At 70.8% G+C, this 22,807-nt stretch carries 17 protein-coding genes; 8 read left to right on the plus strand and 9 right to left on the minus strand.

Features of this window, described 5'->3' with window-relative positions; genetic code table 11:
- The first annotated feature begins 76 nt into the window (after nt 1-76).
- The 3 genes from metK (at nt 77) to ahcY (ending at nt 4,598) form a co-directional block, all read left to right on the plus strand.
- Nucleotides 77-1,297: a methionine adenosyltransferase gene (gene metK, locus FIU83_RS01425; protein WP_152482422.1), complete on the plus strand. Its 1,221-nt coding sequence runs from the start codon at nt 77-79 to the stop codon at nt 1,295-1,297.
- Nucleotides 1,298-1,396: 99 nt separating this feature from the next.
- Nucleotides 1,397-3,100 (plus strand): NAD-dependent DNA ligase LigB, encoded by a 1,704-nt coding sequence (ligB, locus tag FIU83_RS01430; RefSeq protein WP_152482423.1) that lies wholly within the window; start codon nt 1,397-1,399, stop codon nt 3,098-3,100.
- Nucleotides 3,101-3,188: 88 nt separating this feature from the next.
- The gene (gene ahcY / locus FIU83_RS01435) at nt 3,189-4,598 is read left to right on the plus strand and encodes an adenosylhomocysteinase (RefSeq protein WP_152482424.1); all 1,410 of its coding nucleotides are present in this window, start codon (nt 3,189-3,191) and stop codon (nt 4,596-4,598) included.
- 24 nt (nt 4,599-4,622) lie between these two features.
- Here ahcY and FIU83_RS01440 read toward each other — a convergent pair whose 3' ends face one another.
- Nucleotides 4,623-5,561, minus strand: a complete 939-nt coding sequence (locus tag FIU83_RS01440) for an AEC family transporter (protein ID WP_152482425.1) — start codon at nt 5,559-5,561, stop codon at nt 4,623-4,625.
- 139 nt (nt 5,562-5,700) lie between these two features.
- On the opposite strand from FIU83_RS01440, the gene metF reads away from it, so the two are divergent.
- Nucleotides 5,701-6,543 (plus strand): methylenetetrahydrofolate reductase [NAD(P)H], encoded by an 843-nt coding sequence (gene metF / locus FIU83_RS01445; protein ID WP_152482426.1) that lies wholly within the window; start codon nt 5,701-5,703, stop codon nt 6,541-6,543.
- Between the two features lie 94 nt (nt 6,544-6,637).
- Here the strand turns inward: metF and FIU83_RS01450 are convergent, their stop codons facing one another.
- The 5 genes from FIU83_RS01450 to prlC form a co-directional block, all read right to left on the minus strand.
- Nucleotides 6,638-8,821: a TRAP transporter permease gene (locus FIU83_RS01450; protein WP_152482427.1), complete on the minus strand. Its 2,184-nt coding sequence runs from the start codon at nt 8,819-8,821 to the stop codon at nt 6,638-6,640.
- An 81-nt stretch (nt 8,822-8,902) separates the two neighbouring features.
- Nucleotides 8,903-9,898 carry a TAXI family TRAP transporter solute-binding subunit gene (locus FIU83_RS01455; protein WP_152482428.1) on the minus strand — a complete coding sequence of 332 codons (996 nt, stop codon included), beginning with the start codon at nt 9,896-9,898 and terminating at the stop codon, nt 8,903-8,905.
- 304 nt (nt 9,899-10,202) lie between these two features.
- Nucleotides 10,203-11,921, minus strand: coding sequence for a Na/Pi cotransporter family protein (locus tag FIU83_RS01460; RefSeq protein WP_152482429.1), 1,719 nt, complete (start codon nt 11,919-11,921; stop codon nt 10,203-10,205).
- 7 nt (nt 11,922-11,928) lie between these two features.
- Entirely contained in the window at nt 11,929-12,174 is a 246-nt protein-coding gene (locus FIU83_RS01465; protein ID WP_152482430.1) for a YheV family putative zinc ribbon protein, read from the minus strand.
- Nucleotides 12,175-12,308: 134 nt separating this feature from the next.
- A complete protein-coding gene (prlC, locus tag FIU83_RS01470) occupies nt 12,309-14,357 on the minus strand; it encodes an oligopeptidase A (protein ID WP_152482431.1) in 2,049 nt (682 codons plus the stop codon).
- Nucleotides 14,358-14,462: 105 nt separating this feature from the next.
- Here prlC and FIU83_RS01475 point away from each other — a divergent pair, with 105 nt between their 5' ends.
- The 3 genes from FIU83_RS01475 to FIU83_RS01485 all read left to right on the plus strand — a co-directional run bounded on the left by FIU83_RS01475 (nt 14,463) and on the right by FIU83_RS01485 (nt 17,149).
- Nucleotides 14,463-15,803 (plus strand): sodium-dependent transporter, encoded by a 1,341-nt coding sequence (locus FIU83_RS01475; RefSeq protein WP_152482432.1) that lies wholly within the window; start codon nt 14,463-14,465, stop codon nt 15,801-15,803.
- Nucleotides 15,804-15,848: 45 nt separating this feature from the next.
- Nucleotides 15,849-16,397 carry a gamma carbonic anhydrase family protein gene (locus FIU83_RS01480; RefSeq protein ID WP_152482433.1) on the plus strand — a complete coding sequence of 183 codons (549 nt, stop codon included), beginning with the start codon at nt 15,849-15,851 and terminating at the stop codon, nt 16,395-16,397.
- A gap of 80 nt (nt 16,398-16,477) precedes the next feature.
- On the plus strand, nt 16,478-17,149 hold the full coding sequence (locus FIU83_RS01485) for a metal-dependent hydrolase (RefSeq protein ID WP_152482434.1): 672 nt from the start codon (nt 16,478-16,480) through the stop codon (nt 17,147-17,149).
- Here the strand turns inward: FIU83_RS01485 and FIU83_RS01490 are convergent.
- Genes FIU83_RS01490 through FIU83_RS01500 form a run of 3 tightly spaced genes read right to left on the minus strand, consistent with a single transcriptional unit; the run spans nt 17,125 to nt 21,193 of the window.
- A complete protein-coding gene (locus FIU83_RS01490) occupies nt 17,125-18,507 on the minus strand; it encodes a sigma-54 dependent transcriptional regulator (protein ID WP_152482435.1) in 1,383 nt (460 codons plus the stop codon). The two genes, FIU83_RS01485 and FIU83_RS01490, sit on opposite strands and share 25 nt — an antisense overlap.
- Nucleotides 18,500-20,413, minus strand: a complete 1,914-nt coding sequence (locus FIU83_RS01495) for an ATP-binding protein (protein ID WP_152482436.1) — start codon at nt 20,411-20,413, stop codon at nt 18,500-18,502. Before FIU83_RS01495 ends, FIU83_RS01490 begins: the two co-directional genes overlap by 8 nt.
- A 9-nt stretch (nt 20,414-20,422) precedes the next feature.
- Nucleotides 20,423-21,193, minus strand: a complete 771-nt coding sequence (locus FIU83_RS01500) for a GntR family transcriptional regulator (RefSeq protein ID WP_152482437.1) — start codon at nt 21,191-21,193, stop codon at nt 20,423-20,425.
- A gap of 461 nt (nt 21,194-21,654) precedes the next feature.
- Here FIU83_RS01500 and lldD point away from each other — a divergent pair, with 461 nt between their 5' ends.
- Nucleotides 21,655-22,797 carry an FMN-dependent L-lactate dehydrogenase LldD gene (gene lldD, locus FIU83_RS01505; RefSeq protein WP_152482438.1) on the plus strand — a complete coding sequence of 381 codons (1,143 nt, stop codon included), beginning with the start codon at nt 21,655-21,657 and terminating at the stop codon, nt 22,795-22,797.
- The last annotated feature ends 10 nt before the right edge of the window (nt 22,798-22,807 follow it).

A 22,807-nucleotide genomic window follows, 5' to 3' on the forward strand; every position in this document is an offset into this window, starting at 1 on the left:
CGCGGATGCCCGGGGAGGCCGCAGCGTGTAGACTCCGCGACTGCCTATTGCCGATACCAAGAGGGCCGAGGACGCCATGAGCGAATACTCCCTGTTCACCTCCGAATCCGTGTCCGAGGGACACCCGGACAAGATCGCCGACCAGATCTCCGACGCGGTGCTCGACGCCATCATCGCCCGGGACAAGAACGCCCGGGTGGCCTGCGAGACGCTGGTCAAGACCGGCGTGGCCATCGTCGCCGGCGAGATCACCACCTCGGCCTGGGTCGACCTCGAGGCGCTGGTGCGCGAGGTGATCACCGGCATCGGCTACACCTCCTCGGACGTCGGCTTCGACGGCGAGACCTGCGGCGTGCTCAACCTGATCGGCAAGCAGAGCGTGGACATCGCCCAGGGCGTCGACCGCGCCAAGCCCGAGGACCAGGGCGCCGGTGACCAGGGCCTGATGTTCGGCTACGCCACCAACGAGACCGACTCCTACATGCCGGCGCCGATCCACTACGCCCACCGGCTGGTGGAGCGCCAGTCCGAGCTGCGCCGCCATGGCCTGCTGCCCTGGCTGCGCCCGGACGCCAAGAGCCAGGTCACCTTCCGCTACGGCGACGACGGCAAGCCCTGCGCCGTGGACGCGGTGGTGCTCTCCACCCAGCACGACCCGGAGGTCGATCAGGCGGAGCTGCGCGAGATGGTCAAGCGCGAGATCATCGAGGAGGTGATCCCCGCCGAGTGGCTGACCGAGGCGACCCGCTACCACATCAACCCCACCGGCACCTTCGTGATCGGCGGGCCGGTGGGCGACTGCGGCCTGACCGGGCGCAAGATCATCGTCGACACCTACGGCGGCATGGCCCGCCACGGCGGCGGCGCCTTCTCCGGCAAGGACCCCTCGAAGGTCGACCGCAGCGCCGCCTACGCCGGCCGCTACGTGGCCAAGAACCTGGTCGCCGCCGGGCTCGCCGACAAGTGCGAGATCCAGGTCTCCTACGCCATCGGCGTGGCCGAGCCCACCTCGGTCTCGATCAACACCTTCGGCACCGGCAAGGTCGACGACGCCCGGATCATCGAGCTGGTGCGCGAGCACTTCGACCTGCGTCCCAACGCCATCACCCGCATGCTCGACCTGCTGCATCCCATGTACCAGCTGACCGCGGCCTACGGCCACTTCGGTCGCGAGCCCTTCGAGACGAGCTACACCTGGACCGACACCCAGGGCCAGGCGCACACCGAGACCTTCACGGCCTTCCCCTGGGAGAAGACCGACAAGGCCGCCGCCCTGCGCCAGGCCGCCGGCCTCTAGGCGCTCGCCTGACGTCACGACGGGCCCCGCCGGCACTGCCGACGGGGCCCGTCGCGTGTCGGGTGCTATGGTCAAGGCAGTCCCCTCGCAGGAGCCGCCATGGTCCCCCGCGCACTGGCCCGTCCGCCGACCGTCGTCCTGTTCCTCTGCCTGCTCCTGTCGACTCTCGGTCCTCGGGCGAGCGCGGCCCCCTGTCCCGACGGCGTGAAGGCGCCGGCCGAGGCCGAGCTCGATGCCCTGGCCCAGCGGCTGGCCGAGTGGGACGACGCCTACTATCGCCGCGGCGAGTCCCCGGTCAGCGACGCGATCTACGACCAGGCCCGCCGGCAGTACGAGCGCTGGCGGCGCTGCCTTCCCGAGCGGGTGCCCGAGGCGGCGGTGCTGAGCCATCCCGTCGGCGAGGCGCACCACCCGGTCGCCCAGACCGGGCTCGCCAAGTTCGAGGACGCGGCCGCGGTGGGCCGCTGGCTGGCGCGTCGCGACGGGGTCTGGGTGCAGCCCAAGGTGGACGGCGTGGCGGTGACCCTGGTCTACCGCGACGGCCGGCTGGCGCGCGCCATCAGCCGCGGCGACGGGCGCCACGGTCAGGACTGGACGGCGGCGGTGCGGCGCCTGCCCGCCGTGCCCGAGCGGCTGCCCGACGCGGTCGATGCGCTGCTGCAGGGGGAGCTCTACCGGCGCCTCAAGGCGCATGTCCAGGCCGAGGCGGGCGGGGCCGGGGCGCGCAGCGAGGTGGCCGGGTGGCTGGCCAGGGAGGCGCTTTCTGCCAATACGGCGGCGCGCATCGGGCTCTTCGTCTGGGACTGGCCGGACGGCCCGGCCGCCATGCACGAGCGCCTCGCGGGGCTCGCCCGCCTGGGCTTTCCCGACAGCGCCGCCCTGACGTACCCCGTCGCCACGCTCGAGGAGGTCGAGCGTTTTCGCGCGCGCTGGTATCGCGGCCCGCTGCCCTTCGCCACCGACGGGGTGGTGCTGCGCCAGGGCGCTCGCCCGGCGGGCGAGGGGTGGCGGGCCGAGCCGCCGACCTGGGCCGCGGCCTGGAAGCACCCGCCCCGGGAGGCCCTGGCCACGGTGCGTGGCGTCGAGTTCCGCGTCGGGCGCACCGGGCGCATCACGCCGCTGCTGCATCTGCACCCCGTCGAGCTCGAGGCGCGCACCATCCGCCGGGTCAGCGCCGGCTCGCTGGCGCGCTGGGAAGCGCTCGACATCCGCCCCGGGGACCGGGTGGCCATCGCCCTGGCCGGCCTGACCATCCCGCGGCTCGAGGGGGTGGTCTGGCGCCCCGCCTCGCGCCCGGCGCTCTCCGTGCCCGACCCGGCGGCCTACCATGCGCTGAGCTGCTGGCGGCTTTCGCCGGGCTGCGAGGCGCAGTTCCTCGAGCGCCTGGCCTGGCTCGGCGGCCCCGAGGCGCTCGACCTGCCGGGCGTCGGGCCCGGCACCTGGGCCGCCCTGGTCGAGGCGGGGCTGGTCACCGGCCTGCTCGACTGGCGGGACCTGGCAGCGCCGGCCCTGCGTCGCGCCCACGGCATCGGCGAGGCGCGGGCCGAGGCCCTGACGGCCGCCTTCGCGGCCACGCAGGCGGCGCCCTTCGCTCGCTGGCTCGAGGCGCTGGGTGCGCCGCCCGGCGTCGAGGCCGCCCTGCCGGCGGACTGGGCGACGCTTGCCGGGATGAATCCTCGCGACTGGCGGGCGCTGCCCGGCGTGGGGCCCGATCGCGCCGCCGCGCTGGTCGAGTTCTTCGTCCATCCCGAGGTGCACGCCCTGGCGCGGCGGCTGGGCGAGGCCGGGGCGCACGGCTTCTAGCGCGGGACGGCTTCCAGGGCGGCTTGTCCGGTTTTCCGCCCACTGCCTATAGTGAAGGTCACGCTTTTCCCCGGGAAAGAGGTGACGCATGAACCACCCCGCCGTATCCGCCCCCGTGGCCACCGACTGCAAGGTCGCCGACCTCTCGCTCGCCGACTGGGGCCGCCGCGAGATCCGCATCGCCGAGACCGAGATGCCGGCGCTGATGACCCTGCGCGCGCAGTATCGCGACCGCCAGCCCCTGGCCGGCGCGCGCATCGCCGGCTGCATTCACATGACCATCCAGACCGCGGTGCTGATCGAGACCCTGGTGGACCTGGGCGCCACGGTGCGCTGGTCGTCGTGCAACATCTTCTCCACCCAGGATCACGCCGCCGCCGCCATCGCCGCCGCGGGCATCCCGGTGTTCGCCTGGAAGGGCGAGACCGAGGAGGCGTTCTGGTGGTGCATCGAGCAGACCGTGGAGGGGCCCGACGGCTGGACCCCCAACCTGGTGCTCGACGACGGCGGCGACCTGACGGCGCTGCTCCACGAGAAGCGCCCGGAGCTCCTGGACGCCATCCACGGTATCTCCGAGGAGACCACCACTGGCGTGCATCGCCTGCTGGAGATGCTGCGCGACGGCCAGCTCCGGGTGCCGGCGATCAACGTCAACGACGCCGTCACCAAGTCCAAGAACGACAACAAGTACGGCTGCCGCCACTCGCTCAACGACGCCATCAAGCGCGCCACCGACCACCTGCTGGCCGGCAAGCAGGCGCTGGTGGTGGGCTACGGCGACGTCGGCAAGGGCTCCGCCGCCTCGCTGCGCCAGGAGGGCATGATCGTGCGCATCGTCGAGATCGATCCGATCTGCGCCATGCAGGCCTGCATGGACGGCTTCGAGGTGGTCTCGCCCTACCGCGAGGGCATCAATCGGGGCGAGGCGAGCGTCGATGCCGAGCTGCTCGGCCGCATCGACCTGGTGGTGACCGCCACCGGCAATCTCCACGCCTGCGACGCCGCCATGCTCCGGGCCCTCAAGCGGGGCGCGGTGGTCTGCAACATCGGCCACTTCGACAGCGAGATCGACACCGCCTACATGCGCCGCCACTGGCACTGGGAGGAGGTGAAGCCCCAGGTGCACCAGATCTATCGCGACAGCACGCCGGGCCAGTTCGATCCCGACAGCCGCGACTACCTGATCCTGCTCGCCGAGGGGCGCCTGGTGAACCTCGGCAACGCCACCGGCCACCCCTCGCGGGTGATGGACGGCTCCTTCGCCAACCAGGTGCTGGCGCAGATCCACCTCTACGAGGGCCGCTTCGCCGAGCTGCCCGCGGGGGATCGCCACGACGCCCTCGGCGTCTCGGTGCTGCCCCGCCATCTCGACGAGGAGGTGGCGCGCTACATGGTCGAGGGCTTCGGCGGCGTGGTCACCCGCCTCACCGAGGAGCAGGCCGACTATACCGGCGTTCCCGTCGACGGCCCCTACAAGCCCGACGCCTACCGCTACTGAGAGCGCTCCGGGCGGCCTTCGGGGTCACGAGAGTCCGGCGACACGCATCATCAGCGTCAGGTAGAAGGGGATCAGCAGCGGCGCGGCCAGGGTGGTGATCAGCACCGCCAAGGCGCCCTTCTCCGGGGCGATGCCGAGCTCCATGGCCACCACTACCACGTTGGCGGCCATGGGCACCACGCCGACCAGCAGCAGCGCCAGGGCCAGCTCTCCCGGCAGCGGGACGAGCGCCTGGAGCCCCATCACCCCGGCGAGCGCCAGCAGCGGCCAGAAGGCGTAGCGGATCGCCAGGCAGACGCCGATGAAGCGCCAGTCGAGCTGGCGGATGTTCACCCGCCCCAGCGTCATGCCGATGATCATCATGCCGAGCAGGGTATAGGCGGCGGGGAAGGCCGCCAGGCCCTCCATCATCGCCTCGGGCAGGGTGATGTCGGCCCCGCTGACCAGCAGCGCGGCGAGGAAGGCGTAGATCAGCGGCAGCCGCACGATCTTGGCCAGGCTCTGCCGCACCGAGAACTGCCCCCGGGCGCTGAGGTAGAAGCCCACCGTGAACTCGTAGAGGGTCACCCCCAGCACGCCGAAGAGGTAGAGCGTCACCCCCTGGGGCGGCAGCAGCACCAGCGCCACCGGTAGGCCGAAGTAGCCGGTGTTGCCGGTGCCGGAGGAGAAGGCCAGAAGGGCGCTCTCCTGGGGCGCGAAGCCGTGCCGCGCTAGCCGGTGGACGAGCACGGCGATCAGGCTCGCCACCGTGAACAGCGCCGCGGTCAGCAGCAGGTAGTCGGGCGTGGGGCCGCCCTGGACCAGGCCGCGGAAGAAGGTCAGCGGGGCGATCAGGTAGATCAGCAGGGTGGCCACGGGGCGCGGGTCCACCGCCAGGCGGCGCGCGGCCAGCCAGCCCAGGGCGATGTAGGCGAGCAGGGTCCAGAGCGGACCCATCAGGGTGCCGGGATCGATCGAGGTCATGTCCGTCCTTGGCGCATGGCGGTATTGGCGCCTCTCTGTATGAAAGGGATTGATGTTGAGTCGCGTATCTTTCATTAGTCGGCGGATACGTCGGCGGTCAGAATAGCGGCAATATGCAACGCTTTCATGAGGTCCGCCGATGAGCACGCAGCAACACCCGCTGGGGATCAGCTTCGAGTTCTTCCCGCCCAACACCGACGCCGGGCGCGACAAGCTCCTCGGCGTCCGCGATGCCCTGGCCGAGCGCAAGCCGCGCTTCTTCTCGGTGACCTACGGCGCCGGGGGCTCCACCCAGGCGCGCACCCTGGACACCGTCAGCCGGGTGCGTGCGTCGGGCATCACTACCGCGCCGCACCTCTCCTGCATCGGCAGCGACAAGGGCGCGCTGCGCGAGCTGCTGGCCCAGTACCGGGAGGATGGCATCGACAGCCTGGTGGCCCTGCGCGGCGACCTGCCCTCGGGCATGGGCGGCATCGGCGAGCTGCGCTACGCCAACGAGCTGGTCGAGTTCATCCGCGAGGAGACCGGCGACCACTTCGAGATCGCCGTGGCCGCCTACCCCGAGTCCCACCCCCAGGCGCCCAGCTTCGAGCGCGACCTTGAGAACTTCGCGCGCAAGATGAAGGCCGGCGCCAACCTCGCCATCACCCAGTACTTCTTCACCGCCGACGCCTACTTCCACTTCGTCGAGCGGGCCCGCGCCCTGGGCGTCGAGGCACCCATCGTGCCGGGCATCATGCCGATCACCAACTACGCCAAGCTGGCGCGTTTCTCCGACGCCTGCGGCGCCGAGATCCCGCGCTGGATCCGCAAGCAGCTCGAGGCGTATGGCGACGACAGCGAGGCGATCGCCGCCTTCGGCGAGGAGGTGGTCTCGCGGCTCTGCCAGCGCCTGCTGGACGGCGGTGCGCCCGGGCTGCACTTCTATACCCTGAACCAGGCGGCGCCCTGCCTGCGCATCCTCGACAATATCACCGGCTGAGTGAATCGCAGCACGACCGATGCCGCCATGCCGCAACGCAACGGGCCCCGCCACTGGCGGGGCCCGTTGCGTTCAGGGGCGCTGCATCCCCCCCTCAGCCGGTGGCGACGGCCTTGTCGCCGCCGTGGCGGCCGCGCTGCAGGAAGAACATCAGCGCGCCGATGGCGAGGCCGGCGACGTCGGAGTAGAGGCCGCCGTAGATCATGCAGACGGCGCCGACCAGCATCACCAGTCGCTGCCAGGCCTTGACCGGCCCGAAGAACCAGGCCTGCACGGTGGCGGCCAGCAGCACGATGCCCAGCGTCGCGGTCACGCCCACGCGCAGGATCTGCAGCCAGGAGCCCTCCATCAGCATCGCCGGGCTGTAGAAGAACATGAAGGGCACGATGAAGGCCGCCAGGCCGATCTTGAACGAGGCCACCGAGGTGCCCATGGCGTTGTCCCCGGAGATACCCGCCGCCGCGTAGGAGGCCAGCGCCACCGGCGGGGTGATCGCCGAGACCACCGCGAAGTAGAACACGAAGAAGTGCGCCACCAGCGGCTCGATGCCGATGTTGATCAGGCCCGGGGCGACCACCGAGGCGGCCACCGCGTAGGCGGCGGTGGTCGGCATGCCCATGCCCAGCAGGATCGAGATCAGCATGGCGAAGACCAGCGCCAGCAGCTGGCTGACGCCGGCGAGGCCGAGCAGCAGCGACGAGAAGCGCGCGCCGACCCCGGTCAGCGAGATCACCCCGACGATCAGGCCGGCGCAGGCACACACGGCGATGATCTGGATGGCCATGGTGCCGGCCAGCTGCAGCGCCCGCAGGATCGCCGCGACGCCCATCTTGTGGGGCGAGAGCCAGCTGACGATGGCCGCCGAGGCGGTGGCCAGGGTGCCGGCGCGGATCACCGAGTAGCCCATGAAGAGCGCGGCGATCAGGATGATGATCGGCGCGAACAGGTAGACCTGCTTGATCAGCTTCGAGAAGAGCGGGATCTCCTCCTTGCGCATCCCGCGCATGCCCTTGCGGGTCGCCTCGAAGTCGACCATGCAGTAGATCGACAGGAAGTAGAGGATGGCGGGGATCAGCGCCGCCACGGCGATCTCGGTATAGGGGATGCCGGTGATCTCGGCCATGATGAAGGCGCCGGCGCCCATGATCGGCGGCATGATCTGCCCCCCGGTGGAGGCGGCGGCCTCGATGGCGCCGGCGCTCCTCGCCGGGTAGCCCACCTTCTTCATCAGCGGGATGGTCAGCGAGCCGGTGGAGACCACGTTGCCGGCGCTGGTGCCGTTGATCATGCCCATCAGGCCCGAGGCGAAGATCGACACCTTGGCGGGACCGCCACGGGCCCGACCGGCGGCGGCGAAGGCGAAGTTGACGAAGTAGTCGCCCACCTTCGAGGCCTGCAGGAAGGCGGCGAAGATGATGAACAGGATGATGTAGGTCGAGGAGACGGCGGTGGTCGGCCCGAGGATGCCGGCGTCGGTGTAGACCTGGCTGAAGAAGCGGCCCACCGAGAGCCCGGGGTAGCCGAGGAAGCCCGGCAGCCAGGGGCCGGCGAAGACGTAGACCAGGAAGATCGCGGAGATCACCACCAGCGCCAGGCCGGCGACGCGGCGCGTCAGCTCGAGGATCAGCAGCGAGCCGGCGATGGCGGCGTAGGAGATGCCCATGGGCGCGAAGGAGGTGCCGGTGGCGGCGCGCAGGGGGCTGTTGAACATCACCAGCAGGTAGCCGGCCACGGCCAGGGCGCAGACCATCAGCACCAGGTCGGCCGGCGACAGGCGATCGCGGAACTGGCGATAGCTCCAGGAGAGCAGGATGCCGGCCACGGTGGCCAGTATCAGCGGATAGCCGAAGTGCCAGGTCTCGATCGCCGGGTCGATGCGCATGGCGCCGCCGCTCATCGCCTGGTACATCATCACCACGCGCACCAGGGCGTAGACCGCCGGGGCCAGCAGCGCCCAGCTCACCCAGGCGAGCCAGGCGGGAGAGGGGCGATGGGTCTCGTCGGCGAAGCGCGTGCCGGCATAGAGGCCGTAGCCGAGCACCAGCGCGCCGGCGATGTGCACGATGCGAAACGACCAGGTCTCCAGCGGATAGACGTTGAGCGAGATCAGATGAAAGCCGGAGTAGGCGATGGCCAGGGCACCGAAGAGCAGCCACTGCCAGCCGGTATAGAGGCGCCGGTTGGACTCCACGGCGACGTCGTCGACGCCCTCGGCGTTGACCGTCTCGACGACGTCGTCCTGGGGCGCGTCGTCACGGGATTCGGGGGTATGGGACATGGGTGGCACCCTTGGGGGGTTGTCGGAGGAGCAGAGGGAGCCCTCCCCCGCCGCGCGGCGGGGGAGGGTCGGGTCAGCGGATCAGCGCTTCAGCTCGGCCGGGATCTCGTAACCGTTCTCCTCGTACCAGCGCACGGCGCCCGGGTGGAAGGGCAGCACGGTGTTGTACTGGAGGTTCTCCGGCACGCTGGTCGCGGCGCTGCGGTGCACGTCGCGCATGCGGTCGTTGTTCTCCAGGCTCAGCTTGGTGACCTCGTAGACGAAGTCCTCCGGCAGGTCGCAGTTGGCGATGGTGAAGTTCCACATGGAGACGGCGCGGGCATCCTCCTCGAGTGTCTGGTAGGTGCTGGCCGGGATCTGGAACGCAGAGACCGGGAAGTCCTCGAGCACCTTCTGCTGCTCCTCCTCGGTGAACTCGATGATGTTGACGTCGGTCTGCACCTCGAGCTGGCTGACGGCCGGGATCGGGATGCCGGCGGCGAAGGCGATGACGTCGATCAGGCCGTCCTGCAGCTGGCCGCCGAGGTCGGACCAGCCGCCGTTGCGGCGATCGAACTCCACCCCCAGGTCCTCCAGGATGGCGGGGAAGTAGGTGTCGGACGTCGAGGCGGCCGGGCCGAAGCCGATGCGCGCGCCGTCCGGGATCTCCTCGATCGAGGTGATGCCGCTGTCGGCCAGCGCAGTGATCGAGAAGGGCGTCTCGTACATCGGGAAGAGCGCACAGACGTTGTCCATGGCCATGCCCGGGGCGAGCGGGCTCTCGCCGGCCAGCGCCTCGGCGGCCGGGCCCATGGTGGTCAGGCCCAGGGCGATGTCGCCGCTGTGCACCAGCGCCATGTTCTGGGTCGGGCCGCCGGTGACCTCGCCGCCGCCGGAGATGCCGAGCTCGTCGGCGATCAGGTTGGCCCAGCCTGAGCCGTAGACGAAGTAGGTGCCGCCCTGGCTGGCGGTGCCGACGGTGAAGCTCTCGGGCCAGTCGCTGCGATCCTGGGCCGCAGCCGAGGCGGCGACCAGCAGGGTGCCGGCCAGCGTACCGGCCAGAGTGCCGACGAGGGTCCGTGAGGTGGCGTTGCGCATGGCGTATCTCCTGTTTGGCGTTGCTCTTGTTGAGTGCCCGGGCGTTCTCGCCCGGTGCTGCATGCCGTCGGCCCCAGTATGGTCGGCGGTTCGGGGACCTGCCGTGAGTCGTACCGGAGTGGCATCAACGCCCCGGTAGAGGCAAGCGCCGTGCCCTTCGAGGATTATCCCTTTTGATTCAAAAGGTTATAAATATCTTCTTCGACCTTGGTCGACATGGGGGCGTCGCCTCGGGGCCGGGATCCCGCACGGGGCGGGCGTCGCGGTGTGCGGATATCCGCACAGCGGGCGCGGTGTGGCGGCGTCAGGCCGCCACGGCGGGGGGCGAGGCCAGGGCGGCGGTCAGCCGGCTGGCCTGGTGGAGGTCGTTCATCAGCGAGGAGGCGAGCCAGGGATCCAGGCGCTGGTGGCGCAGCCGTTCGGCCAGCTCGTGCTGCCAATGGCGGCGCACCTCCTCGAGGGGCGCGCCGATGTCGGCCGCGGTCGGGTCGTTGGCCAGCCGGTTGAGGCCCTCGGCGACGGCCAGGCGCAGGTCGTCATGGGCCTCGCGCAGGGGGCTTGTCGCCGCGGCATGGCGCAGCAGGCTGCGCTGCAGCACCTCGCCGAAGCGTACCGCCTCGACCAGTCGCAGCGTGCGGGCGTAGAGGGCCTCGAGGCGCGCCTCCTGGGTCTCGGTGAGGGGCATGTCGATGCGCGAGTAGAAGTCGAGGATCTCGGCCATCAGCGGCTTGATGCGCTCGTGGTAGCGGGTGTTGACCGGCGGCCAGGCCTCGGGATCGATGGGGGCCTTGATCACCGCGCGGCTGGGCGGGTGGCCGGTCACCTCGCCGCTCGGCACCAGCAGCGCCGCGGCGAGCAGGTGGTAGGTGCGCCGCTCCAGGCGCCGACACTCCTGGGCGATGGCGGCCAGCGCCGTGTCGGCGTGCTGCAGGGCCGTGGCGTCCAGGTAGCGCGCCTGGGAGGGGGGCAGCCGCGCGGGCCCCGGGAAGAGGCGCTCCAGGCGCGCCGCGAGCCGCGGGATGACGGGCAGCATCAGCGCGATGCCGAGCCCGTTGAAGAGGGTGTGGAAGAGCGCCAGCTTGAGCGGCCAGGCATCGGGAGCGAGCCCGATCAGTGCGGCGATGCGGTCCACCAGGCCGGCCATCGGCAGCAGCAGCGCCAGGGCCACGGCCGCGGTGACCAGGTTGAAGATCACGTGGGCCCCGGCCAGGCGCCGGCCGGCGGTGCTGGCGCCGAAGGCGCCGATCACCGCGGTCACGGTGGTGCCGATGTTGGCGCCGATGGCGATGGCCAGTGCCGGCAGGTAGGGCAGCTGGCCGGAGGCCAGGGCCGTGAGGGTGATCAGCAGGGTGGCGTGGCTCGACTGCATGACCACGGTGGCGGTGACGCCGAACAGCACCAGCAGCGGCCAGTGCCAGAGGCGCCCGCCGGCCAGGCCGTCGAGGGTCAGGCCGTCCTGCCAGCTCTCGAAGCCGAGCTTCATGAAGTCGATGCCGAGCAGCAGCAGGCCCACGCCGAGCAGCAGGCCGGCGAGCCCGGCGCGACTGCCCTGCAGCAGCCGCGAGCCCAGCAGCCCCAGGGCCAGCAGCGGCATGGCGTACTGGGCGAGGCTCGCCTTGAGGCCCAGGCCGGCGATCAGCCAGGCGCCGGTGGTGGTGCCGAGGTTGGCGCCGAACAGCAGGGCGATGCCGGCGGGCAGCGCCACGAGGCCGGCGCCGACGAAGGACATCGCCAGCAGGGTGACCAGCGAGCTGGACTGCACCAGGGCGGTGGCCAGGGCGCCCACGGCGATGGCCCGGGAGGTCCGCCGGGTGGCGGCGTGCAGCCAGCGATCCAGGGTGCCGCCGGAGAGGCGCTTGATGGCCTCCTCCAGGTGGGTCATGCCCCACAGGAAGAGCCCCAGGCCGGCGGCCAGGGTGGCGATGTCGAGCCGCGCGACCAGCAGGGCCGCCGCCGTGGCGAGGCCCAGCAGCTCCAGCATAGGGCGCCGGGCGGTGAGGGCCGCGCTCGCTCCCTGGATCATGGGCGGCTCAGGGCCCCTTGGGGTCGAGGATCTTGACGGTCTGCAGGTCGGCGCTTTTCTGCTCCTCGCGCTCGCGGTTGACCCGGGTCTCGAGCTCGGGAAGCGCCTCGTCCTCGATGGGCAGCTGCTCGAAGAAGTCGCAGCTGACGCACTCGCGGTAGCGCACGCCGTTCTGCTCCCAGCTGCGGATGCGGTCCATCTCGGCGCAGCGCGGGCAGATGGCGCCGGCGATAAAGCGTTTCTGGGTGGCCATGGGGCCTCCTGGGAATCGATGAGTGTGACGTGTCACGGGACGTCGTGCCGTCATTCTAACCGACACGGCGCGCCGGCTGGGCCGGCGCGCCGTGTCGATGCCGTCGGTCAGGCGGCCGTCTCGGGCCGCTTTTCTCAGGCGGCGCGGATACCGCTGTGGCGCAACAGCGGCTCGACGCTGGGCTCGCGGCCGCGGAAGGCGCGGAACAGCTCGGCGGCGTCCCGGGAGCCGCCGCGCTCGAGGATCTCGGTGCGGAAGCGCCGCCCGGTCTCGGGGTCGAAGATGCCGGCCTCCTCGAAGGCGCTCCAGGCGTCCGCCGAGAGCACCTCGGCCCACTTGTAGCTGTAGTAGCCCGCCGCGTAGCCGCCGGCGAAGATGTGGCCGAAGCCGTTCTGGAAGCGGTTGAACGCTGCTCGCGGCACCACCGAGACGGCGTCGCGCACGGCGTCGAGCAGCGCCTGGATCTCCCCGGCCGAGGGGGCGGCGTGCTCCCGGTGCAGGCGGAAGTCGAACAGCGAGAACTCCAGCTGGCGCACCATGCCCATGGCGGACTGGAAGTTCTTGGCCGCGATCAGCTTCTCGAACAGCGCCTCGGGCAGCGGCTCGCCGGTCTCCACGTGGCCGGCGATCAGGTCCAGGCCCTCGCGCTCCCAGCAGAAGTTCTCCATGAACTGGCTGGGCAGCTCCACCGCGTCCCAGGCCACGCCGTTGATGCCGGAGATGTCGGCGACGGTCTGGCGGGTCAGCATGTGGTGCAGGCCGTGGCCGAACTCGTGGAACAGGGTGGTGACCTCGTCGTGGGTCAGCAGCGCCGGGGCGTCGCCCACCGGGCGGGTGAAGTTACAGGTGAGGTAGGCCACCGGCAGCTGGACCTCGCCGGCCTCCAGGCGGCGCACCCGGCACTCGTCCATCCAGGCGCCGCCGCGCTTGCCCTCCCGGGCGTAGAGGTCTAGGTAGAAGCCGGCGATGGGCGCGCCCTGCTCGAGGATCTGGAAGTAGCGCACGTCGGGATGGTAGCGCGGCGCGGTCTCGTCCTCGGCGAAGGTCACGCCGTAGAGGCGCTCCACCACCCTGAACAGGCCGTCGACCACCCGGGGCGCCGGGAAGTAGGGGCGCAGCTGCTCATCACTGATGGCGTAGCGCGCCTCCCGCAGCTTCTCGCTGGCGAAGCCCACGTCCCAGGGCTCGAGCGCTTCCATGCCCAGCTCGTCCCGGGCGAAGGCGGCGAGCTCGGCGAATTCCTCGCGGGCCTGGGGCACGGCGCGGCTGGCCAGGTCCTCGAGGAAGGTGATCACCTGGGTGGGGGACTCGGCCATCTTGGTGGCGAGCGAATAGTCGGCATAGTCGGCGAAGCCCAAAAGCCCGGCGAGCTCATGGCGCAGGGCGAGGATCTCCTCCATCACCGGGGCGTTGTCGTACTCGCCGGCGTGGGGGCCCTGGTTTGATGCGCGGGTGACGAAGGCGGTGTAGACCTCGCGGCGCAGCGCGCGATCCTCGGCGTAGGTCATCACCGGGAAGAAGCTCGGGAAGTCCAGGGTGATGCGATAGCCCTCGAGGCCCTTGGCCTCGGCGTTGGCCTCGAGCGTCGCCAGGGCGCTCTCGGGCAGCCCGGCCAGGCGGCCCGCATCGGCGAGGTCCAGGTGCCAGGCCTGGGTGGCGTCCAGCAGCTGGTTGGAGAAGGTGTTGGAGAGCTCGGAGAGGCGCGACTTGATCTCGCCGTAGCGCCGCTTCTGCTCGGCGGGCAGGTCGACGCCGGCCAGGCGGAAGTCGCGCAGGGCGTTCTCCACGGTACGCCGCTGGCCCTCGTCGAGGCTCGCCCAGGCGGGGCCGTCACGCAGCGCCTGCCAGGCGCGGAAGAGCCCCTCGTGCTGGCCGATCCAGGTGCTGTAGTCGGAGAGCTGGCCCAGGCAGGCCTGGTAGGCCTCGCGCAGCTCCGGGCTGTTCATGGTGCCGTTGAGGTGCGAGACCGGCGACCAGGCCCGGGCCAGCCGGTCGTTGAGGGCCTCCAGGGGGGCGGCCAGGCTCTCCCAGGTCGGCGGCGCCTGCTCGGCGCTCGCCACCAGCGCCTCGATGGCGGCGCGGTTCTCGGCGAGCAGCGCCTCCACGGCGGGCACCACGTGATCGGGCCGGATCGCGTCGAAGGGGGGGAGGTCGTGGGCGTCGAGCAGGGGGTTGCGGGGCATGCGCACCTCGAAACGGAAATGAAGGATGGGTCCTAGATGCGGGCGGTCGTGCCGGCTTTCAATATGCTAGGCTTGCGCCCTTTTCAGGCACGCAGGGTGTGACCGATGAACGAGACGCTGGAACGCTGGGGCACGCGACGCGCCTTTATCCTGGCGGTGACCGGAGCGGCGGTGGGGCTGGGCAACATCTGGCGCTTTCCCTACATCACCGGGGAGAACGGCGGCGCCGTCTTCCTGCTGCTCTACGTGGCCTTCGTGCTGCTGCTGGGTCTGCCGATGATGATGGCCGAGATCCTGGTCGGCCGGGCCGGGCGACGCAGCCCCATGCAGTCGATCGGCCACCTGGCCGCCCAGGCCGGGGCCTCGCGCCACTGGCGCTGGCTGGGGCTGTTCGGCGCCTTCACGGTCTTCTGCATCCTCTCCTTCTACTCGGTGGTGTCGGGCTGGTCCATCGAGTTCCTGGTGGCCTCGATCAACGGCGACTTCGTGGGGCGCAGCGCGGCCGAGATCGGCGCCGGCTTCGACGCCTTCCTCGCCGACCCGCGGCGGCTGACCTTCAACCACACCCTGTTCCTGGTGATGACCATCCTGGTGGTCGCCGCCGGGGTGACCAAGGGGCTCGAGAAGCTCAACAACCTGCTGATGCCGATGCTCTACGCGCTGCTGCTGGTGCTGGCGGGCTATGCCGCCACCACCGAGGGCTTCGGCCCGGCGCTTTCCTGGCTGTTCCTGCCCGACGTCTCGGCGGTGACCCCCCTGGTGATGCTGCAGGCCATGGGCCACGCCTTCTTCACCCTGGCGGTGGGCGCCTGCGCGCTGATGGCCTACGGCGCCTACATGCCGGACCACCAGAGCCTGCCCCGCGCCGCGGCGGCGGTGGCGGTGCTCGACGTGGCGGTGGCGCTGCTCGCCGGCATCGCCATCTTCTCGGTGGTGTTCGCCCAGGGCATGGACCCGGGCGAGGGGCCGGGGCTGATGTTCGTGACCCTGCCGGTGGCCTTCGCCGAGCTGCCCGGCGGGCCGCTGTGGCTCTCGCTGTTCTTCCTGCTGCTGCTGCTGGCGACCTGGACCTCCTCGATCAACCTCGCCGAGCCGATGGTCGCCACCCTGCAGGGCTGGGGCCTGTCGCGGGGCCTGGCGTCCGCCGCCGTGGGGATCTCGGTGTGGGGGCTCGGCATGCTCTCGGTGCTCTCCTTCTCGACCCTGGCCGAGACCCGGGTGCTGTTCGGCATGAACCCCTTCGAGCTGGTCAGCACCATCCCGCCGGAGATCTTCCTGCCGCTGGGCGGCCTCTTGATCGCGGTGTTCGCCGCCTGGGTGATGCCCGAGCAGGAGGCCCTGCGGGCGCTGGATGCCGGCCCCAACGGCTTCCGCTTCTGGCGCGCGCTGCTGCGCTGGGTGTCGATCCCGCTGACGCTGGTAGTATTGGGGGCCGGGCTGATCTGATCGGCCCGAACAGAGCGGCCTGACCCAACGACAACGAGGTGAACGATGAGCGAGGCAACGTGCCTGCGGCCCTGGCAGGGCCATGAGCCGCAGCTGGGCGAGCGGGTCTACATCGACCCGGACTGCGTGGTGCTGGGCGACGTGGTGCTGGGCGACGACTGCTCGGTGTGGCCGATGGCGGTGATCCGCGGCGACATGCACCGCATCCGCATCGGCGCACGGGTCAGCGTGCAGGACGGCAGCGTGCTGCACATCACCCACGCCAGCGACTTCAACCCCGACGGCTTCCCGCTGACCATCGGCGACGACGTGACCATCGGCCACAAGGCGATCCTGCACGGCGCCACCCTGGGCAGCCGCATCCTGGTCGGCATGGGCGCCATCGTCATGGACGGCGCGGTGGTCGAGGACGAGGTGATCATCGCCGCCGGGGCCGTGGTGACGCCCGGCAAGCACCTGGCGAGCGGCCATGTCTACGCCGGCAACCCCGCCAAGGCGCTGCGGCCGATCAAGGAGGCCGAGCGGGCCTTCTTCCCCTACACGGCCGGCAACTATGTAAAGTTGAAGGACGAGTACCTGGCCGCCGCACAATGATGCGCTAACCCATTGTTTTCCATTGTCGGGGCGCGCGATAATCTGGTCATTTATCCAGTAATCGAGGGGCGCGCCCCGGCATGGCCAACTTTCGCACCCATCTCGGCGTGGCCGCCGCCGGCGGCGCCGTGCTGGCCCATGGCGGCTGGCAGGCGGGCCTCTGGGGCGCCGTGGAGAGCCTGCCGCTGCTGGCGCTGGTCACCCTGGGCGGCATCCTGCCCGACATCGATGCCGACCGCTCCAAGGCGATCCGCCTGATCTTCCACCTGCTGGCCGTGCCCGCGGTGGTCGCCAGCGCCCTGCTGCTGCAGGCGCGGCTGCCCGTCGGCACCCTGCTGATGGCGTGCGGCGCGATCTATCTCGCCGTGCGCTTCCTGGCCGGGGCGCTGTTCGCCCGCTTCACCGTGCACCGCGGCCTCTGGCACTCGCTGCTGGCGGCCGGGCTGTGCGGGCTCTCCACCACCGCGCTGAGCCACCGGCTGTTCGATCAGCCCGACCACCTGGCCTGGGCCCAGGGCGCCGCCCTGGCACTCGGCTTCGTCATCCACCTGCTGCTCGATGAGCTCTACAGCGTCGATCTCACCGGCGCGCGCCTGAAGCGCTCCTTCGGCACGGCCCTGAAGCCCTTCGACTGGCGCGAGCCGGGCAACTCCCTGGCGATGCTGATGGCGGCGGTGAGCCTCGCCCCCTGGCTGCCGCCCTGGGGGCCGCTGCGCGAGCTGCTGGTTCAGGGCGCCTCGCTCTGGCGGTAGTCCTCGGCCTTGAGGTCGTGCTTTCTGAGCTTGTCATAGAGGGTCTTGCGCGGCAGGCCGAGCGCCTCGCAGGCCTCGGAGACCCGGCCGCGATGGCGCGCCAGCGCCTGGTTGAGGAGCTGCTTCTCGAACAGCTCCACCTGCTGGGGCAGCGGCAGCTCGGCGCCGTCGGTGCCCACGCCCTCCAGCAGGGCGTCCAGGCGGTAGTCGCAGGTCACGCCGAGCAGCACGTAGCGCTCGGCGAGGTTCCTGAGCTCACGGGCATTGCCCGGCCAGTCGTGGGCGAGCAGCGCCGAGACGCCGCCGGCGTCCAGCGGCGGGGCCTCCAGGCCGCTGCGGCTGGCGGCCACGGCGGCGAAGTGCTGGAACAGCAGCGGGATGTCCTCGCGACGCTCGCGCAGCGGCGGGATCGGCAGGGTCACCACCTCGAGGCGGTAGTAGAGGTCCTGGCGGAAGTGTCCCGCCTCGGCCGCGGCCTTGAGGTCGACCTTGGTGGCGGCGATCACCCGCAGGTCCAGTGGCACCGGCACGTTGGCGCCGAGGCGCTCGACGGCGCGCTCCTGGAGCACCCGCAGCAGCTTGACCTGCAGGGCCAGCGGCATCGACTCGATCTCGTCGAGGAACACCGTGCCGCCCTCGGCGTGCTCGAACTTGCCGATGCGCCGCTCCACGGCCCCGGTGAAGGCGCCCTTCTCGTGGCCGAAGAGCTCCGACTCGATGATGCTCTCGGGCACCGCGCCGCAGTTGATGGCCACGAAGGGGTGGCCGCTTCGCCGGCTGCGCTCGTGGATGGCCCGGGCCACCAGGTCCTTGCCGGCCCCGGTCTCGCCGAACAGCAGCACGTCGGTCTCGACCTGGCTGATGCGCTGGACCATCGAGGCGAGACGCTGGATGGCCGGGGTGCGCCCCACCAGGCGCGGTCCCGGCGCCGACTGCTGGGCCTCCAGCTCGGCCTTCAGCGCGCGGTTCTCGAGGCTCAGGCGGCGCTTGTCGACGCCGCGGCGCACCACCTCCACCAGCCGCTCCCCGGCGAAGGGCTTCTCGAGGAAGTCCCAGGCGCCCTCGCGCATCGCCTCCACGGCCGTGGAGATATCGCCGTGGCCGGTGATCAGGATCACCGGCAGGTCGGGGTCGCGGTGTCTCACCTCGCGCAGCAGCGCCATGCCGTCCATGCCGGGCATGCGGATGTCGCTGACCACGACGCCGGGGAAATCCGCGGGCAGGGCCGCCAGGGCGGCCTCGGCGCTCTCGTAGGCCTGGGGAGCGTAGCCGGCCAGCTCCAGGGTCTGGCCGGCGGTGATGCGCAGGTGGGCCTCGTCGTCGATGATCATCACCGGGAGGGTCGCCGGGTCATGCATGGGTGTCGTGCTCCGTGGTCCGCGGCTCGCCGGCGCCGTCGGGGCCGGCGGCGCGGGGCAGGGTGATGGTGAAGCGGGCGCCGCCGCCGGGGGCCCGGTCCGCGCTCAGCTCGCCGTCCAGGTCGTCGATGATCCGCGCCGAGATCGACAGGCCCAGCCCCAGGCCGCTGCCCGGTGCCTTGGTGGTGAAGAAGGGCTCGAAGATCCGCCCGAGGTGCTCGTCGGCGATCCCGGGGCCATTGTCGCTTACCCGCAGGCGCACCGTCGCCTCGCCCGGCTCGATGGTGAGCGCCAGGCGCGGCTCCGGCGTCTGGCTCATCGCCTGCAGGGCGTTGCCGATCAGGTTGACCAGCACCTGCTCGAGGCGCACCAGGTCGGCGCGCACCCAGGCCTCCTCCGCGGGCCAGTCGCGCTCGATCGCGACGCCGCCCTCGCGCAGCCGCGACTGGAAGAGGCGCAGGGCGTAGTCGAAGCAGGCCGATACCGACACGGCGGTGGGGCGATCGCCGCTCTTGCGCGAGAACTGGCGCAGCTGGGCGCTGATCTCCGCCATGCGCTCGGTGAGCTCGACGATCTGCGCCAGGTTGTCGCGGGTCGCCTCGAGGCGGCCGCGCGCGAGGAAGGCGCTCGCGTTCTCGGCATAGGCGCGGATCGCCGCCAGCGGCTGGTTGAGCTCGTGGTTGATGCCGGCGGCTAGCTGACCGAGCACGGCCAGCTTGGCCGCCTGGACCAGCTCGTCGCGGGTCTGACGCAGGCGCTCCTCGGCCAGCCGACGCTCCTCGATCTCCCCGGAGAGGCGCCGGTTGGTCTCGACCAGGTCCCGGGTGCGGCGCTGGACGTTACGCTCCAGCTCGTCCCGGGCCCGGGCCAGGGTGCGGCGCTCGCGCTCGGCGAACTGCTCGCGCTCGCGGCGCAGCCGCCGGCGCTGCCAGCCGATGCCGCCGGCCAGCACCACCACGCCGTAGAGGCCGCCGGCGAGCAGTGCAGCAAGCCACTGCGCCCGGGTCACCGGGGCCAGCGAGGTGAGGATCTGCATTCGCCAGCCGAAGTCCGGCATGGGGCGCGAGAGCCCCAGGTACTCGGTGTCGGCCAGCGGGCCGTGGCGGAAGCCGATCCCCTGGCCTTGTTCCTCGAGATCGCCCAGATAGGCGATGCCGGAGGCGTCGAGGGCCTCGTCGGCGTAGCGGCGGGTCGCCAGCAGCGCCTCGCGCTCGGCGCCGGAGAGCGGTCGCAGCGCCTGCAGGCGTAGCTCCGGGCGGCTGGCCATGAAGATGATGTCGTCGCCGTCGATCACCAGCAGCTCGGCGTCCTGCTCGGCCCAGCCCGCCTCCACGGTGTCGAGCAGCACCTTCACCACCATCACGCCGTCGGCGGTGGCGTCGGGGGCGGTCTCCTCCAGCCAGACCGGCGCCGAGAAGTAGTAGCCGCGCTCGCGGGACTGCACGCCGAGGCCGTAGAAGCGCCCGGGCCGGCCGGCGATCGCCTCCTGGAAGTAGCGGCGAAAGGCGTAGTTCTGGCCGATGAAGGTGGCGGGGCGGTGCCAGTTGCTGGACGCCAGGGTGTCGCCGTGACGGTCGAGCAGGTAGATGTCGGAGACCCCCACCGTGGCGCGGAAACGGTCCAGCAGGCGGTTGAGCGGCATCGCGTCCTGGGTGTCGGGGGCGGCCAGGAAGCGCTTGACCATCTCCCGGGAGGCGAGCAGCTCGGGCAGGTAGTCGTGGCGCGACAGGTGGCCGACCAGGCCCTCGGCGGAGAGGCGCAGCTCGTTCTCGGCGTCCTGGCGCAGCTGTGTCAGGGCCTGGTCGCGGGCCAGCTGGGCGGCCTGCCACATGGCGAGCACGAGCCCCAGCGGGGCCAGCACCCAGAGCAGGCGGCGCACGCCGCGGCCGCGGGGCGAAGTCGGCATGGCCGGGCCTCAGGAGTCGGCGGGCATGACCTGCGAGCGGCGCAGGGCGCGCTGGGCCCGGGTCTCGGCGCGCTCCAGCTCCAGAAGCCCCTCCTCGACGAACACCAGGTGCTCGTGGGCCCGGGCCCGGGCGTCCTCGGCGCGCCCCTCGAGGATGGCGTCGAGCAGGGCGCGATGCTGCACCATCAGCCGCGGACGGGCGTCGGGCTTCTCGAACAGGTGCGCCAGGTTGTCGACGATACTCTTCTCCAGCAGGTGGAAGATCCCGCGGATGGTGTGCAGCAGCAGGACGTTGTGGGCGGCCTCGGCGATGGCCAGGTGGAAGGCCGCGTCGGCCTTGGCCTCCTCGATGGGGTCGCGTCCCTGGAAGCAGGCCTCCAGCTCCTCGAAGCGCGCGATCAGCAGCGCCTTGTCGGTGGGCGTTGAGCGCAGGGCCGCGTAGTAGGCGGAGAGCCCCTCCATGGCATCGCGGAACTCCAGCAGGTCGAGGTGGAACTCGCCGTGGCGGGAGAGCATCTCCAGCAGCGGGTCGCTGTAGCCGCCGTTGAGCTCCTCGCTGATGAAGGTGCCGCCGCCCTGGCGGCTGGTCAAGAGCCCCCGGGCCGAGAGCTTCTGGATGGCCTCGCGCAGGGAGGGGCGCGAGACGCCGAAGCGCTCGGCCAGCTCGCGCTCGGGCGGAAGGCGCTGGCCGGGCCGCAGGCTGCCCTCGAGGATCAGGGCCTCCAGCCGCTCGGTGATGACGTCGGCGAGGCGCGGGTGCTGAACGGGTTGGTAGGCCATGGGGGCACCATCGAGAGAAAGGGTAAAAGAGGAAATTGGTAAGACCAATATTAGGCGATGAGATGCCTGCCTGGCAAGTCGGCGTCGACGAGCGAAGGCGCTGTCGATCAACGAGTTATGGAGACTCTGGGCGAGATGTGACTAAAGTATAAGCGCCCTTGGCGAGGGGAGGTTTGACACCGCTTGTCGGGCGCTTCTAGAGTGCGCCTCACGTCTTATGTAAATTGGTTTTACCAATAATCGATGACTCGTCCGGTCATGCATCATGTCACGTGGCCGTGCCTGATTGCCTCAAGACGCTCCCCGGCAGGCTCACGCCACACTTCCCGAGCGCGCGCAGGGAGAGGGGGCTGGCTCGTCATGATGCGCTCGCTCGCATACCGGGGGGGAGACGCTTCTCACCCGACACGAGATCGTCGCCAGCCACTCCTGGATTGTCCATCCACTGCACGGGACTCGCCATGATCATTTCCGCTTCCACGGACTACCGCCGGGCCGCCGAGCGCCGTATTCCGCCCTTCCTCTTCCACTATGCCGACGGCGGCGCCTACGCCGAGCATACGCTGCGGCGCAATGTCGAGGATCTGGCCGGTGTTGCCCTGCGCCAGCGGGTGCTGAAGGACATGTCGTCCCTGTCGCTTGAGACCGAGCTGTTCGGCGAGTCGCTGGCCATGCCGGTGGCGCTGGCGCCGGTGGGCCTGGCGGGCATGTACGCCCGGCGAGGCGAGGTGCAGGCGGCGAGAGCGGCGGCCGGGAAGGGCATTCCGTTCACGCTGTCCACGGTGTCGGTCTGCCCCATCAATGAAGTCGCCTCGGCCGTGGATCGTCCCCTCTGGTTCCAGCTCTACGTGCTCAAGGATAGAGGCTTCATGAAGCATGTACTGGAGCGCGCCAAGGCCGCGGGGGTCAAGACGCTCGTCTTCACGGTCGACATGCCGGTGCCCGGGGCGCGCTATCGCGATGCCCATTCCGGCATGAGCGGCAAGCACGGCGGCATCCGCCGCATGCTTCAGGCGGCGACCCATCCGCGCTGGGCCTGGGACGTGGGCGTTCACGGTCGCCCTCACGATCTGGGGAATGTCTCGGACTATCGCGGCCACCCCACCGAGCTCGAGGACTATATCGCCTGGCTCGGCGACAACTTCGATCCGTCCATCTCCTGGAAGGATCTGGAATGGATCCGCGAGTTCTGGGACGGGCCGATGATCATCAAGGGCATCCTCGACCCCGAGGACGCTCGCGATGCCGTGCGCTTCGGCGCGGATGGCATCGTCGTCTCCAACCATGGCGGTCGCCAGCTCGATGGTGTGCCCTCCACGGCACGCGCTCTGCCGGCCATCGCCGATGCGGTCAAGGGCGACCTGGCCATCCTGGCCGATTCCGGCGTGCGCAACGGCCTCGACGTGGTGCGCATGATCGCCATGGGAGCCGATACCGTGCTGATGGGGCGTGCCTTCATCTATGCGCTGGCCACCTCTGGAGAAGCGGGCGTGTCGCATCTGCTCGAGCTGATCGACAAGGAAATGCGCGTGGCAATGACGCTCACCGGAGCGCGTACCATCGCCGATCTCGGGCCGGATTCGCTGGTGGGCGAGCCGCGGTGAATAACGACTC

The sequence above is a fragment of the Halomonas sp. THAF5a genome, from assembly GCF_009363755.1.
GTDB lineage: Bacteria > Pseudomonadota > Gammaproteobacteria > Pseudomonadales > Halomonadaceae > Halomonas.

What these genes read in the sequence shown, in the direction of transcription:
- FIU83_RS01465 (WP_152482430.1), bottom strand. Translation starts at nt 12,174, where the DNA reads ATGGCCACCCAGAAACGCTTTATCGCCGGCGCCATCTGCCCGCGCTGC.
- FIU83_RS01440 (WP_152482425.1), bottom strand. Translation starts at nt 5,561, where the DNA reads ATGACCTCGATCGATCCCGGCACCCTGATGGGTCCGCTCTGGACCCTG.
- FIU83_RS01495 (WP_152482436.1), bottom strand. Translation starts at nt 20,413, where the DNA reads ATGCCGACTTCGCCCCGCGGCCGCGGCGTGCGCCGCCTGCTCTGGGTG.
- FIU83_RS01455 (WP_152482428.1), bottom strand. Translation starts at nt 9,898, where the DNA reads ATGCGCAACGCCACCTCACGGACCCTCGTCGGCACTCTGGCCGGTACG.
- metK (WP_152482422.1), top strand. Translation starts at nt 77, where the DNA reads ATGAGCGAATACTCCCTGTTCACCTCCGAATCCGTGTCCGAGGGACAC.
- prlC (WP_152482431.1), bottom strand. Translation starts at nt 14,357, where the DNA reads ATGCCCCGCAACCCCCTGCTCGACGCCCACGACCTCCCCCCCTTCGAC.
- metF (WP_152482426.1), top strand. Translation starts at nt 5,701, where the DNA reads ATGAGCACGCAGCAACACCCGCTGGGGATCAGCTTCGAGTTCTTCCCG.
- FIU83_RS01480 (WP_152482433.1), top strand. Translation starts at nt 15,849, where the DNA reads ATGAGCGAGGCAACGTGCCTGCGGCCCTGGCAGGGCCATGAGCCGCAG.
- lldD (WP_152482438.1), top strand. Translation starts at nt 21,655, where the DNA reads ATGATCATTTCCGCTTCCACGGACTACCGCCGGGCCGCCGAGCGCCGT.
- FIU83_RS01475 (WP_152482432.1), top strand. Translation starts at nt 14,463, where the DNA reads ATGAACGAGACGCTGGAACGCTGGGGCACGCGACGCGCCTTTATCCTG.
- ligB (WP_152482423.1), top strand. Translation starts at nt 1,397, where the DNA reads ATGGTCCCCCGCGCACTGGCCCGTCCGCCGACCGTCGTCCTGTTCCTC.
- FIU83_RS01450 (WP_152482427.1), bottom strand. Translation starts at nt 8,821, where the DNA reads ATGTCCCATACCCCCGAATCCCGTGACGACGCGCCCCAGGACGACGTC.
- ahcY (WP_152482424.1), top strand. Translation starts at nt 3,189, where the DNA reads ATGAACCACCCCGCCGTATCCGCCCCCGTGGCCACCGACTGCAAGGTC.
- FIU83_RS01460 (WP_152482429.1), bottom strand. Translation starts at nt 11,921, where the DNA reads ATGATCCAGGGAGCGAGCGCGGCCCTCACCGCCCGGCGCCCTATGCTG.
- FIU83_RS01500 (WP_152482437.1), bottom strand. Translation starts at nt 21,193, where the DNA reads ATGGCCTACCAACCCGTTCAGCACCCGCGCCTCGCCGACGTCATCACC.
- FIU83_RS01490 (WP_152482435.1), bottom strand. Translation starts at nt 18,507, where the DNA reads ATGCATGACCCGGCGACCCTCCCGGTGATGATCATCGACGACGAGGCC.
- FIU83_RS01485 (WP_152482434.1), top strand. Translation starts at nt 16,478, where the DNA reads ATGGCCAACTTTCGCACCCATCTCGGCGTGGCCGCCGCCGGCGGCGCC.